At 70.1% G+C, this 12,947-nt stretch carries 12 protein-coding genes, 1 tRNA gene and 1 pseudogene; 3 read left to right on the top strand and 11 right to left on the bottom strand.

Translation table 11 applies throughout. The features are described from left to right. On the bottom strand, positions 1-181 hold a 181-nt coding region (locus tag VFX99_RS09420; protein ID WP_414684350.1), incomplete at its 3' end, for a dCTP deaminase. 183 nt (positions 182-364) lie between these two features. Between VFX99_RS09420 and VFX99_RS09415 the strand changes: the two genes are divergently transcribed. Further along, a tRNA-Gly gene (locus VFX99_RS09415) sits at positions 365-435 on the top strand. Positions 436-576: 141 nt separating this feature from the next. On the opposite strand, the gene VFX99_RS09410 is transcribed toward VFX99_RS09415, so the two are convergent. The 4 genes from VFX99_RS09410 to VFX99_RS09395 all read right to left on the bottom strand — a co-directional run bounded on the left by VFX99_RS09410 (position 577) and on the right by VFX99_RS09395 (position 5,248). Further along, positions 577-1,416 (bottom strand): class II glutamine amidotransferase, encoded by an 840-nt coding sequence (locus tag VFX99_RS09410; RefSeq protein WP_329666037.1) that lies wholly within the window; start codon positions 1,414-1,416, stop codon positions 577-579. Positions 1,417-1,562: 146 nt separating this feature from the next. After that, complete coding sequence (locus VFX99_RS09405) at positions 1,563-2,501, bottom strand: EamA family transporter (RefSeq protein WP_329666036.1); 939 nt, start codon at positions 2,499-2,501, stop codon at positions 1,563-1,565. A 10-nt stretch (positions 2,502-2,511) separates the two neighbouring features. Further along, the gene (locus VFX99_RS09400; RefSeq protein ID WP_329666035.1) at positions 2,512-3,798 is read right to left on the bottom strand and encodes a serine hydrolase domain-containing protein; all 1,287 of its coding nucleotides are present in this window, start codon (positions 3,796-3,798) and stop codon (positions 2,512-2,514) included. An 85-nt stretch (positions 3,799-3,883) separates the two neighbouring features. Next, the gene (locus VFX99_RS09395; protein ID WP_329666034.1) at positions 3,884-5,248 is read right to left on the bottom strand and encodes a DEAD/DEAH box helicase; all 1,365 of its coding nucleotides are present in this window, start codon (positions 5,246-5,248) and stop codon (positions 3,884-3,886) included. Between the two features lie 102 nt (positions 5,249-5,350). Here VFX99_RS09395 and VFX99_RS09390 point away from each other — a divergent pair, with 102 nt between their 5' ends. Then, positions 5,351-6,472: a hypothetical protein gene (locus VFX99_RS09390; RefSeq protein ID WP_329666033.1), complete on the top strand. Its 1,122-nt coding sequence runs from the start codon at positions 5,351-5,353 to the stop codon at positions 6,470-6,472. Between the two features lie 19 nt (positions 6,473-6,491). After that, positions 6,492-8,246 carry a SulP family inorganic anion transporter gene (locus VFX99_RS09385; RefSeq protein ID WP_329666032.1) on the top strand — a complete coding sequence of 585 codons (1,755 nt, stop codon included), beginning with the start codon at positions 6,492-6,494 and terminating at the stop codon, positions 8,244-8,246. A gap of 1 nt (position 8,247) precedes the next feature. Here VFX99_RS09385 and VFX99_RS09380 read toward each other — a convergent pair whose 3' ends face one another. The 6 genes and pseudogenes from VFX99_RS09380 to VFX99_RS09355 form a co-directional block, all read right to left on the bottom strand. Continuing rightward, positions 8,248-10,155, bottom strand: coding sequence for a cytochrome c oxidase assembly protein (locus VFX99_RS09380; RefSeq protein WP_329666038.1), 1,908 nt, complete (start codon positions 10,153-10,155; stop codon positions 8,248-8,250). Positions 10,156-10,471: 316 nt separating this feature from the next. After that, positions 10,472-10,759 (bottom strand): HU family DNA-binding protein, encoded by a 288-nt coding sequence (locus VFX99_RS09375; protein ID WP_329666031.1) that lies wholly within the window; start codon positions 10,757-10,759, stop codon positions 10,472-10,474. A 363-nt stretch (positions 10,760-11,122) separates the two neighbouring features. Then, positions 11,123-12,205: an alpha/beta hydrolase gene (locus VFX99_RS09370; protein WP_329666030.1), complete on the bottom strand. Its 1,083-nt coding sequence runs from the start codon at positions 12,203-12,205 to the stop codon at positions 11,123-11,125. A 142-nt stretch (positions 12,206-12,347) separates the two neighbouring features. Then, the gene (gene rpsN / locus VFX99_RS09365; protein WP_329666029.1) at positions 12,348-12,653 is read right to left on the bottom strand and encodes a 30S ribosomal protein S14; all 306 of its coding nucleotides are present in this window, start codon (positions 12,651-12,653) and stop codon (positions 12,348-12,350) included. Positions 12,654-12,656: 3 nt separating this feature from the next. Then, a complete protein-coding gene (gene rpmG, locus VFX99_RS09360; RefSeq protein WP_013584775.1) occupies positions 12,657-12,827 on the bottom strand; it encodes a 50S ribosomal protein L33 in 171 nt (56 codons plus the stop codon). Continuing rightward, positions 12,827-12,947: pseudogene (locus tag VFX99_RS09355) on the bottom strand (50S ribosomal protein L28); the annotation flags it as partial. The gene rpmG and the pseudogene VFX99_RS09355, both read right to left, overlap by 1 nt.

The following is a 12,947-nucleotide window of genomic DNA, read 5'->3' as shown; positions in this document are numbered from 1 at the left end:
TCAGCTCGGGCTGGTCCTCGGCCGGGTCGATGAACGGGTATTTGTGGTTGTCGAACAGCCGGAAGTAGCGGTCGAGCCGCACGTCGACGCTCGAGGGCTGCACCATGTCCGGTTCCCACGGCTCGAGCCCGATCCGCTTCGCATCGATCTCGAGTCGGATGTCGCGGTCGGAGAGCAGCACGCCGCAAGCCTAGCGAGCATCAGTGGGTGCGCGATCTCGGGGCGGGGTGCAGGCTGCTTTCTGGTTGCTCGAACCGGGGGATTCCGGCCGAACCAAGCGACACCGCGCCCCGGTTCGGCGAGAACTCTCGGGTTGGCCGACATCCGGCGTTTGTTATGCTGGCTCCGCGCCGAAAGGCCTGCCGGGGATGTAGTTCAATGGCAGAACTTCAGCTTCCCAAGCTGATAGCGCGGGTTCGATTCCCGTCATCCCCTCCGAAGGCTCGAGGTGGCACCGCAGGTGCCGCATCGAGCCTTTCGTGTGGGTGCCGTCGGAACCGACACTCTCCGGGCGGTCCCGCTCCGCCCGAGGCTCCGCCCGCCGGCGGAGCCGGCGCGAGGGTCAGGTCGGAACCGCTATGCGGCGGCGAGGAACGGCTGGTGGTGATAGCCGCTCGGATCCAGGATCGCAACCGTCGACTCGGGCACCTCGACGAAGGTTCCGGGCAGGTCATTCAGCGGCTCCGACACGACGACGTGCGCGTCGTCTCCGAAAAGCGCAAGCCGCTCGGCATCCGGGTACATCTCCCGGATCGTCGGTATGTCGACGGAGTGGAACAGCGAGCGCGATCGCCCCTGCGTCGAGTACCGGAACGTCCACAGGGTCGAGCCGTCCGACACGGCGATCGTCCCCTGCATCGGGAACCGCACACCGTGACCGCGGCCCACCGACTCCACGAGCTGCACGGTGCGGGTCATCGCGAGAACCGGATCGTCCTGCAGGCCGAAGGTGAGAGCCAGATGGAACAGCACCTCCGAGTCGGTCGTCCCGCGGACGTGCGGGTACAGGGACGGGTCGATCGCGAAGGTCAGATCGCGCTTGACCCTCAGAAAGTCCGCGAGGAAGCCGTTGTGCATGAACAGCCAGTTCTCGTAGCGGAACGGGTGGCAGTTGGTCTGCTGGATCGGCGGCCCGCCGGCCGCGCGGACGTGGCTGAAGAACAACGGGCTGCGCACTGCCGCACTGATCTCGCGCAGGTTCTGGTCGTGCCACGCCGGTTCGATGCTGTGGAACACGGCCGGGATGCCGCCCTCCGCCGCACCTGCCGGGTACCAGCCGAACCCGAACCCGTCGCCGTTCACCGTCTCGGCACCCAGGGGAGAGTTCAGCGACTGCGCGACCAGCGAATGCTGCGCATCCAGGATCAGCAGGGACGGTTGCAGCGGCTCCCCGCGGTAGGCCAGCCAGCGACACATGGTGCATCCCCTTCCGTGGGCGACAGCCGCCGGTGCAGGAGCTCCGACGCTTCCGTGCCTCAGGCTAGACCCGGCGGCATCCTCCATTCCCGCTGTTCCCGCCCGGATCCGAGCAGAACGGCATCCGGAACGAGCAGTCCGGGCGGTCAGGCCAGCGGTCCGGCGAACGGCTCGTCGATGTCGGCGACTCGGTCTGCGGCTCTCGCTTCGACGGCAGCGGATGCCGCGGCCTTGCGCGCCGCGATGCTCGCCGAGCGCACCGCGCCGATGCTCGCGGCGATCACCAGGGCGATGCCGAGCACCTCGAGCCAGACGAGCTCCTGCCCGAGCAGCACCCACCCGGCGAGCGCCGCGGTCGCCGGTGCGAGGCTCATGAGGATCGCGAAGGCGGCCGCGGGCAGGCGACGCAGGGCGATGAGCTCGAGCGCGTAGGGGATCATCGATGAGAGCACCGCGACGGCGGCACCCAGGGCCAGCAGGTCGGGTCGGAGCAGCGCCGAACCCGCCGACAGGATGCCGAAGGGCAGTGCGAGAAGGGCACCGACGGTCATCGCCAGAGCGAGACCGTCCAACCGGGGGAACTCCCGCCCTACCCGCGCCGACGCCAGGATGTAGAACGCCCAGCTGGCAGCGGCTCCGAGCGCGAAAACGACTCCCAGCGGATCGAGGCCATCCCACCCCCCGCCCCCCAGCGCGGCCACGCCGGCGAGCGCGAGCAGCGCCCACAGCCAGGCCGACAGGCGTCTGCTGGCGACGATGGACAGCACCAGGGGCCCGAGCACCTCGATCGTGACCGTCACGCCGAGCGGGAGGCGCTCCAGCGCGAGGTAGAACAGCCCGTTCATGACCGCGAGCACGATCCCGAACCGCACGACGGCGAGCCAGCCGTCGCGGGAGTGGCCGCGTAGGCGGGGTCGGGCGATGAGCAGCAGCAGGATCGCCGAGAAGACGAGCCGCAGCATCACCATCCCGAGCGGCCCGACCTGCGGGAAAAGCAGCACGGCGAGCGACGCCCCGACCTCCTGGCACACCAGGCCGACCACGACGAGCGCGATCGCGGGCGTCGTGCCCAGGTGACGGCTCACGACCGTCGGGTCACGCAGCGGGTGCAGAGCAGATCGCGCTGGCGCTGATCGTGTCGTGATACTGCTGCGCCGTCCACGGCAGCCCGGCCTCGGGAGCGGTGGCGCCGTCGGCGGGGGGCGCCTTCGACGCGATGGCGGCGAGCTCCCACGCCAGGTAGGCGGCCATCCCCTTGTCGCCGGCCGAGTTGTTCAGCGCCACGGCCACCGTGAGCCCGGACTGAGGATCGGAGAACGCCGCGGTGATGTATCCGGGGACGGCTCCGAACTGACCGATGAGGGACCCCGCCTGGACCGCGCCGCCGCGTGTCGTGTACCACGAGGGGGCACCGTTGTAGACGGCGACGGGCTGCTCGAAGCGCCCCGCACCCTCGGGGACGATCGCGCCCGCGGCGAGCCCCTGGACGTAACGACCGAGGTCCTGGATGTCGGAGACGACGCCCGAGTCGGTGAATCCGCTGCTCGCCGAGAACTGAGTGACGTCGAGCGGCTCGGCGCAGTTGAACGCACCCGCCGCGTCGGGCAGGGAGTGGAAGCCGTTCAGCACCGGTCCGGACTCGGACGGCGCCGCCGCCCGGTTCGACGGCAGGCGGGTGGCCGCGAGATCCAGCGGGTCGAAGACGTAGTGCTCGAGCAGGTCGGCGGCGCTGCGCCCCGTCGCCCGCTCGAGGGCGACTCCGAGCAGCAGGTAGCCCGCATCGGAGTCGCGATAGGCGGCTCCCGGTGCGGCGTCGCGGGGCTGGCCGATGCCGTAGCTCGCCAGCTCGCGCGGGTTCCACACCCGGGTCGGGTTCGTCAGGAACAGCGATGCCAGCTGAGGTCGGTACGAGCCGAGGCCCGACGTGCTGTCGCACAGCTGGCCGAGTGTCACATCGGAGAGGTCGGGAAGACCCGTCACCCACTTCGTCAGGGAATCGTCCAGCTGCACGGTTCCCTCGTCGGCGACCGCGTACAGCACGTCGCAGATCATCGGCCGGGTGATCTGCCCGACACGGAACTCCATGTCGGGCGTGACGGCCTCGCCGGTGGCCGGCGATGTGACGCCCAGCCCGGTCACGAGGGAGCCGCTCCACGGAGCCCACACACCCACGACGGCACCCGAGGCGCCGGCCGCGACCATGGCGTGGCTGACGGCATCCTGAAGCTGCTGTGCCGTCGCCTCGGGGAACGGAGCATCGACCTGTGCGGGCACGTCGATCTCGACGTGCGCGTCGGGCGCGCACGCCGTAACACCGAGCGTCAGCGCGACGGCCGCGGCGATTGCGAGCGCAACACGCCGTCGTGTGGGTCGAACCCGCATTCCTTCACCCCCCAGGTGTACGCAATGAATTCAAACACACGGAGCTGACGTACCGGTCACGGCGATCCGTAGTGTAGGCGTCCGGTCAGCCGATCCGATTCGCCTCGGTTCGCGACTGCATGAACCGCTGGACGTCCGGGTCGACGCGGATGTCGCTCGGTCGGAGCGGTCGCGACAGATACAGACCCTCCAGCGACGTCAGTCGCGAAAGGGCGACGTACGTCTGCCCCGGGGCGAAGGCACCCGAGCCGAGATCGATGACCGCGCGCTCGTAGGTCTTGCCCTGTGACTTGTGGATGGTCACCGCCCACGCGAGCCGCAGCGGGAACTGGGTGAACTCGGCGACGATCTCGCGCGTGAGTGACTTCGACCCGGCGTCGTAGGCGTAGCGGAACCTCTCCCAGACCGCCGGCTCGACGTCGAACTCCTGCCCCTCGACCTCCACGCGCACGGTGCCGCCTGCGATCCGCGTCACCGTCCCGATCGTGCCGTTGACCCACCGCGGCGGATCACCGTACGATCCGGTGTCGTTGCGCAGGAACATCACTTGCGCCCCGACCTTCAGCTTGAGATCGACGTCGGCCGGGTATGAGGCATCGCCCCGTCCGAAGTCGCCGCTGATCTCGGCGGTCGCCGTCTGCTCGCGGCCGAGCAGCTCGGTCAGGTGCCGGCGGTTGATGTTGTTGACGATGTCGTTGCGGGTCGCGAGCGTGATGATCGGGTGCTCGCCGTCGGCCGGATAGGGCGGCGTGCGAGCCCCGGTGTCGTTCAGGATCTGCGCGATGTCTGCGGTGACCCGGCCGTAGCGGACCGCGTTGAGCATCGCCTTGAAGGCCGGGTCGGCCTGACGGTGGATGTCGATCAGCTCGCGGATGTGGAGGTCGGCGCCGTACGCGCCGATGTCCATGATCCCGTCTCCGCCGACCGTGCCGACCCAGACCTTCGCGTCGAAGAACCAGAACGAGCGGTAATGATCCCGGATGTAGTGCGCCTCGTCGCCCCGCGGCGGCACCGGCGCGAGCTGGTACGGGTCGCCGAACATGACGATCTGCACACCGCCGAACGGCTCGGCCCTGCGGCCGCGCGCCTGGCGCAGTGCGCGGTCGATCGCGTCCATGAGATCGGCATTGACCATCGAGATCTCGTCGATGACCAGCGTGTCGATCGCGTTGAGGATCTTCCGGGTCGCGTCGGACTGGTCGATCTGACCGCCCGCGATCAGTCCGATGGGCAGCCGGAACAGCGAGTGGATCGTCTGGCCCTCGACGTTGAGCGCCGCAACCCCGGTCGGGGCGCAGACGGCGATCTGCTTGGACGTGTTCCAGGCCAGGTGCTGCAGCAGCGTCGACTTGCCGGTGCCCGCGCGGCCGGTGACGAAGACGTGCTCCCGCGTGTCTTCGATGAGTCGGAACAGCGCCTCCTGCTCGGGCGAGAGCGGAGGTGTGTTCACCGATTCATGGTAGCCAGCCCACCGCGCGGCGAGTCCCACCTGTGCATTCCCGCGGATGACTCCACCCGTCCGCTCAGTGGGCCGAGTTCCTAGACTGAACCCGTGGACCGGGGGGCGATGGACACAGCGGCGATGGCGCCCGTCGCAGCGCGCGCGCGACAGGTCGAGCCTGAGCCCGCAGCGGCGGCATCCGCTCGCCGTCGGCGCCTCGCACTCGACCTGACGCTGCTCGGCATCGTGGGCCTGCTGCTGGTCGCAGCCGTGCTGGCGGGCGGCGCCGCGATGTACCGGGAGTTCTACAGCCCCACCGCGTTCGTCGAGCGCTACCTCGGCATGCTCGCCGACGGCCGCGCCGCCGACGCTCTGGCGGTGCCGGGGGTGGCTGTCGACTCCGCCGAGCTCGAGGCGGCCGGCCTTCCGGCGACGGCGTCGGATGCGCTGCTGCGCCGCGACGCGCTCGCCACCCTTACGGAGGTCGAAGTGACCTCCGAGACTGAGGACGAGAACGGCGTCGTGTTCGTGACGGCGACCTACAGCGCCGGCGCGTTCCCCGGCACGACGACGTTCGGGCTCCTGCGCGACGGCACGGTGGGTCTCGCACCGACGTGGCGGTTCGCGACGAGTCCGCTCGCGCTCATGGACCTCACGGTGCAGGGCTCGATGACCTTCGACGTCAACGGCTTCACGATCGACAAGCGGCAGGTCTCACCCGATGGTGCGGATGCCGACCCGCAAGCCGCCGTGTCGCTGCTGGTGTTCTCGCCGGGCGTGTACTCCGTATCGGTCGACACGCAGATATCGTCGACCCGCGGAGTCGCCGTCCTCTCGGACAGCCCGTTCGCGAAGGTGCCCGTCGACATCCAGGCGGTCGCGACGCCCGAGTTCATCGACATCGTGCAGCAGCGCGTGGAGGAGTTCCTGGTCGGGTGCACGGAGCAGGACGTCCTGCAGCCGACCGGCTGCCCCTTCGGCTTCGTGGTGCAGGATCGCATCGTCTCTCCCCCGGAGTGGTCGATCGCCGCGCAGCCGACGATCACCGTGGTGCCCGACGGAGCAGGCTGGAGCATCCCGGCCGTGGATGCCACAGCCCGCATCGAGGTCGACATCCGCTCGCTGTTCGATGGAACGGTGCGCCACGTGGTCGAAGACGTCCCCTTCACCGTCACCGGCAGCATCGTGATCCTCCCCGACGGCACGGCGTCGATCACGGTGAGCGGTCCCTAGCGAGGGATGCCGTGGCGAGATGACTCCGACGGGGATCGGGCGGTGGCTGCCCGGCGCGGCCGTGGCGCGCCACTACCGCCGAGCGTGGCTGTGGCCCGACATCCGGGCCGGCATCGTCGTGACGGCCCTGCTCATCCCCGCCGGAATGGGCTACGCGGCTGCCGCCGGCCTGCCGCCCGAGACGGGTCTGTACGCGACGATCGTGCCCCTGCTCGCCTATGCCGTCTTCGGTCCGTCGCGCGTCCTCGTGCTCGGCCCGGACTCCGCGCTCGCGCCCATCATCGCGGCCTCCGTCCTGCCTCTGGCGCTGGGCAGCGACGACCGGGCGGTGGCGCTCGCGGGACTGCTCGCGATCATGGTCGGGGCGATCCTCCTCCTGGGTGGCCTCCTGCGACTGGGGTTCGTGACCGACCTGCTGTCCAAGCCCATCCGCGTCGGATACCTGAACGCGGTCGCACTGCTCGTGATCATCTCGCAGGTGCCGAAGCTGCTCGGCTTCTCGATCGACTCCCTGTCGCCGCTTCCGGATGTGGTGTCGATCTACAGCGGTGTCGCGGCGGGTGAGGTCCAACCGCCGGCGATGGCGTTCGGCATCGGCTCGCTCCTGGTCATCTTCGCCCTCAGACTCCTGCGGTCGCCCGTTCCGGGTGTGCTCGTCGTGGTCGTCGTCGCGACCGCGGTCACGGCGATCTTCGGGCTGTCCGAGTCGCTGCCCGTCGTCGGAGCCCTGCCGCAGGGTCTGCCCGCACCCGCGCTGGGCGGTCTCACGTGGGCGGACGTCGCTGCGCTCGCACTGCCGGCAGCGGGTATCGCGCTGGTCGCGTTCGCCGACACCGCGGTGCTGTCCCGCTCGCTCGCAGCGCGGCGAGGCGAGAGCGTCCCGGGCAACCAGGAGATGTCGGGCATCGGGCTCGCGAACATCGCCGGCGGCCTCCTCGGCGGCTTTCCGGTGTCCGCCTCCTCCTCTCGCACCCCCGTCGCCGAGCAGGCGGGCTCACGCACCCAGTTGACCGGCGTCGTGGGCGCGGTACTCCTGATCGCGTTCATCCTGCTCGCTCCGGGCCTCACCGCGTATCTGCCGTCGGCGACGCTCGCCGCGGTCGTCATCAGTGCCGCGATCAGCCTCATCGACGTGCGGGGCTTCGGACGCCTCGTGCGAATGGACAAGGTCGACGCGGGTCTGTCCCTGGCCGCCTTCGTGGGCGTGCTCGTGTTCGGTGTTCTCGAGGGCATCGTCGTGACGATCGGGCTGTCCCTGCTGGCTTTCGTGCAACGGTCCTGGAGGCCGTACAAGGCCGAGCTCGGCCGCGTTCCCGCCCTGCGCGGATATCACGACCTCTCCCGCTATCCGGAGGGGCGGCGGCTGCCGGGGATCGTCATCGTGCGCTTCGACGCCCCCCTTTTCTTCGCCAACGGCGCCATCTTCGACGACTACGTGAGATCCCGCGTGGATGCCGCCGGCCCCGGCATCCACACCGTCATCCTGGCGGCCGAGCCGATCACCGACATCGACACGACGGCGATGGACGAGCTCATCGAGCTGGACGACTACCTCGCCACGAACGGCATCCGTCTGATCCTCGCCGAGATGAAGGATCCCGTCATCGACGTGCTCCGCCGCTACGGGCTGACGGAGCGCTTCACGCCGGACCGCTTCGCGGCGACCGTCGGCGCCGCGGTCGACGACCTCACCGGCAGGCTGCGCGGCGATCTGGACGGCACGAAATGGGACGAGCAGCCCGAGTTTCCGCGCGAACCGCCGCCCGAGAAGTGAGTCAGCCGCGCGCGTCGCGCTCGGCGAGCGCCGCGAGCCGCGCGTTGTAGGCCTCGAGCTCCGCGTCGCCGGTGCGGTCGGCGTGCCGGTCGGCCCGCTTCTGCGCCCGCTCGTCGCTGCGGCTCCATTGGATCGCGACCGTGATGGCGAGGATGAGAGTGGGCAGCTCCCCGATCGACCACGCGACGCCGCCGCCGATGTACTGGTCTTCGAGGGGGGTCGCACCCCACGTCCGCCCCATCGCGCCGAACCACTCCGACACCATCAGGCCCGTCTGCATCATGATCGCGATGCCGAAGAACGCGTGGATCGCCATGACGGCGATCAGCGTCACGAGTCGGCCGGCGTACGGGAGACGGTATTCGACCGGGTCGATTCCGATCAGCGTCAGCACGAAGAGGTACCCGGTGACCAGGAAGTGCGCCGTCATCCACTCGTGGCCGAGGTGGTCGTACAGCGACCAGCGGAACAGATCGGTGAAGTAGAACACCCACAGGGACCCGACGAACAGAGCCGCCGCGACGAACGGATTCGTCAGCACCCGGGCCAGCGGCGAGTGCACGGCCCACAGGATCCACTCCCGGCCTCCACGCGTCCCGTCGTCGCGCCGGCGGATGGCCCGTGCCGCGAGCGTGACCGGGGCGCCGGCGACCAGCAGCAGCGGGATCGCCATGGTCAGCAGCATGTGCCCGACCATGTGCACGCTGAACAGGTAGTCCTGGTACGCGTTGACCGGCCCGCATGTCACCCAGAAGAGCAGCAGGAGGCCCGCGACCCACAGGATGGTCCGGTAGAGCGGCCAACGGTCGCCGCGGCGGCGCAGCCGCCACACGCCCGCCAGGTAGAGGAAGATCCCGAATCCCGCGGCGAACGCCCACAGCAGGTCGAGGCTCCACTCGGTGAACCAGCGGTCCGGCGACAGCTCGGGCGGCAGCGCGGCTCCGGTGAGGATCTCGGCGGGCGAGCGCACCGCGGGCAGGTTGGCCGTCGTCGGCGGGGCGGTGCGCGCGAGGGCCGCCGCCGCCCCGCTGGCCACACCCATGAACCCGACTTCGAGGGCGACCAGGCCCCAGAATCGACGGGATGCCGCATCCTCCCGCAGTCCCCCGATCAAGCGCTTGCGATACCAGGCGCCGAGGATGCCCAGCGCCAGCAGGGCGGTGACCTTCATCAGCAGGATCACGCCGTATGGCGAGGCGAGGTTCTCCCAGGCGCCGACGGCGATCGTGGCCCGCACGGTGCCCGAGATGGCGACGACCACGAAGGCGGCGAGCGCGATGCTCGAGTAGCGCGACATCGCCGTTGCCATCGCGTCGCGGCTGAGGATCGGCCGCACCACGACCATGAGCATCAGACCGCCGAGCCACGCCGCGGCGGCGATGATGTGCAGCACGAGCGCCATGACCGCCTCGTTGTGGTTCGCCTCCTCGCCGGAGTGACCCTGAGTCGCCATCGGCACGAGTGCGGCGATCGAGAGGACCGCCACGAGGACGGTGGGCGTCCACGAGCGCACCGCGAAGGTCAGCACCGTGATCCCCGCGCCGGCCACGGCGGTGAGGAGCCACGTGCGGCCCGCCTCGGTCTCGACGAGGAAGCGGCCCAGTTGAGCCCCGAACTCGGGGCCGATGCCGACCGCGGGGTTGAAGGTGTTGACGAACGTGAGAAAGCCGGTCGTCGCCGCTGCCACGGTGAAGACGGCCGCCGAGATGGACGCCATGTCGAGCGCCGCGTCGAACTCCCGCTCACCCGCCCGCAGCGTGAACAGGGCCGTCACGAGCGCGCCGACCATGCCGGCGGCCGTGAGATTGACGACCAGCGTCGCCGTCGGAAGCCCCCACCGCACCAGCGGACCGGGATCGCCGATCGCGAACGGCGCCGCACCGCCGCCGAAGGCCAGCGCCCACGCCATAGTCGCGAGTGCGACGATGACCAGGATCGCGGGGCCGGCGGCCCGCAGTGCGCGGGGCGAGACTCCGCGGGGCGAGAGTCCGCCGCCCGCGTCTCCGCGCGGCGCGCGGGCGTCGCGTGAAGTGGCTGCCGGGATCACCATTCCAGCCTACGTTGAGCCCTCGTACGCCCGGTCGGCGCGGCCATTCGCCGAGGTGCGGCGTTCGGCCGGCTTCGCGGTCGTTTGAGGCGGCCGTTCGCCGCAGGTCGCTCGGGCCGGCCGCCGGGAACGGAGAAGGGGGATGCCGCGGGTGCGGCATCCCCCTTCGAACTCGGGTCTACTTGACTGCGGCCTTCAGCTTCGAGCCCGCGGTGACCTTGACGCGCTGGCCGGCCGGGATCTTGATCTCTTCGCCGGTCTGGGGGTTGCGTCCCGTGCGAGCCGAGGTCTCGACGCGCTCGAACGAGAGCCAGCCGGGAATCGACACCTTGCTGCCCTTGGCGACCGCCTCGGAGACGGTGGAGAAGAGGGAGTCGAGCACGCCCGACACGGCGGACTGGCTCTGGCCCGTGGCGCTCGCGATGCTCGCAACGAGTTCGGTCTTGGTGATGGACTTGTCAGCCATGTGGTTGTCCTCCAAGGCGGCGGAAGCGCGCCTTTCATTGCTCGGACCGAAGGGCGATCGCCCTCGGCTGGTCGGATCGACCGCCCCCGAATATACCCACCTTCCGCGGAATTCCGCGGATTTCGGAGCCCCTTGACGTAATCGACCGGCGTGTCGGTGGGGCCGATGTGACGCGTGGGGCCGATGTGGCGCGAGAACGTCGTATCGGTCGCGCGCTGAGCCGGTGGAGGCGGCATCCGCTCGTCTTGTCCCGCGAGACCGCAACGGGACTTCGAGCCGTCGGGGTTCACCCACAGTCTCGACGTCCGGTTGCAGTTTCGCGGGAGTAGTGGGAAGCGGCGCGGGTCCCCCGCACGCGGACCGTCAGGGCTCGTGCAGCCGCTGCAGCGCCGTCACCACCTCCGCATGCCACCGACGTGCCGCGGGCAGCGCGCCCGTGAAGATCGGGGTGTCGTGCGTGACTCCGAGGTACTGCACGGCGCTGGCCTCCACACCGGCAGCGCGCAGGGCCGCGCAGTACGCCTCCCCATCGCCGCGGAGCGGGTCGTACTGCGCGGTGAAGATCACGGCCGGGGGGAGCCCTTGGAGCGATGTCGCGCGCAGCGGCGACGCATACGCCGAGCGCGCCTCCGCCCGAGTGGTCAGGTAGGTGCGCACGACCGAGCGCAGCTCACGCAGCGCGATGAAGCTCGGGATGCCGACGGCCCGCGTCGCACTCAGCTCGAGGTGCCGCCCCGTGAGGTCGAGCACGGGCACCTCGAGGATCTGCAGGCGCAGCGGAAGACGACCGCGATCGCGGTTGACCAGGGTCAGCGCGGCGGCGATGTTGCCGCCCGCCGACGTGCCCGCGACCCCGATCCGGCCGGGGTCGACGTCGAGCTCGCCGGCATTGGCGAACAGCCACTCCAGGGCGGCGTACGCCTGCTCCACCGCCGTCGGGAACCGATGCTCGGGTGCCAGGGCGTAGTCGACCGCGACGAGCGCGACGCCCGAGTCCGCGACCCGGCGCCGGCAGCCGGCATCCGTCGTCGGGTAGTCGATGCCGCCGATGCGGAATGCGCCGCCGAAGAACGTCAGGCACGCCGGCACCGCGCCGTCCGTGGCACCGGGCGGGTGGTAGACGCGCACGCGCACCGACGGGTACCCGGGCACCGGCACCTCATGCTCGGTGATGCGCAGATCGGGGCCGGCGGTTCCGACGGTCTCCAGCTCGGTGCGATCCCACGCGCGAGCGGCCTTCCGATGCTTCGCGCGGGCTCGGGCCCGAGGACTCGCTCCGCTGCGCGCCGGGACGGCGGATGCCGCCGCGGGCGTCAGCAGAGCCTCGGGCTTGCGGCCGAAGCTCCACAGGGCGGCGATCCGCGTTCGCATGCCCTTGAGCGCCCGCCCGAACAGGTAGCGCCGGTGCACGCGCAGTCGCTCGGCGAAGAACGGATCCAGCGGCATCGCGACTCCCTTCGCCGGTTCTCGAGTGTAGAGCGGTCGGCGCCTGCGTTCCTCGCCCCGGGGCCTGCAGGCGACCGGAAACGGAAGAGGCGGACCCCCGCAAGGGGGATCCGCCTCTTCGACGCTCTGGCCTGAGCCGGTGCTACCAGGACGACTTGGTCACACCGGGCAGCTCGCCACGGTGCGCCATGTCGCGGAAGCGCACACGCGAGATGCCGAACTTCGTCAGCACACCGCGGGGGCGGCCGTCGATGACGTCGCGCGAACGCACACGCACCGGCGACGCGTTCTTGGGCAGCTTCTGCAGGCCCACGCGCGCAGCTTCGCGCTGCTCGTCGGTGCTGGTCGGGTCGACGAGCGCCTTCTTCAGCTCTGCGCGCTTCGCGGCGTAGCGGTCGACGACCACCTTGCGCTGCTCGTTGCGCGCGATCTTGCTCTTCTTAGCCATATGTCAGCGCTCCTCTCGGAAATCAACGTGCTTGCGCACGACGGGGTCGTACTTCTTCAGCACGATGCGGTCAGGGTTGTTGCGGCGGTTCTTGCGCGTCACGTAGGTGTATCCCGTGCCGGCGGTGGAGCGCAGCTTGATGATCGGACGGACGTCCTGAGCCTTCTTGGCCATCAGAGCTTCACACCCCTCGCCTGCATGTCACGGACGACGGCCTCGATGCCACGGGCGTCGATCACCTTGATGCCCTTGGCCGAGACGTTGAGCCGGATGTTGCGGCCCAGCGACGGCACG

The sequence above is a fragment of the Microbacterium sp. genome (genome assembly GCF_036277215.1).
GTDB lineage: Bacteria > Actinomycetota > Actinomycetes > Actinomycetales > Microbacteriaceae > Microbacterium.
The sequence above is the reverse complement of the archived record's forward strand: the minus strand, read 5'-3'. Positions and strand labels throughout refer to the sequence as shown.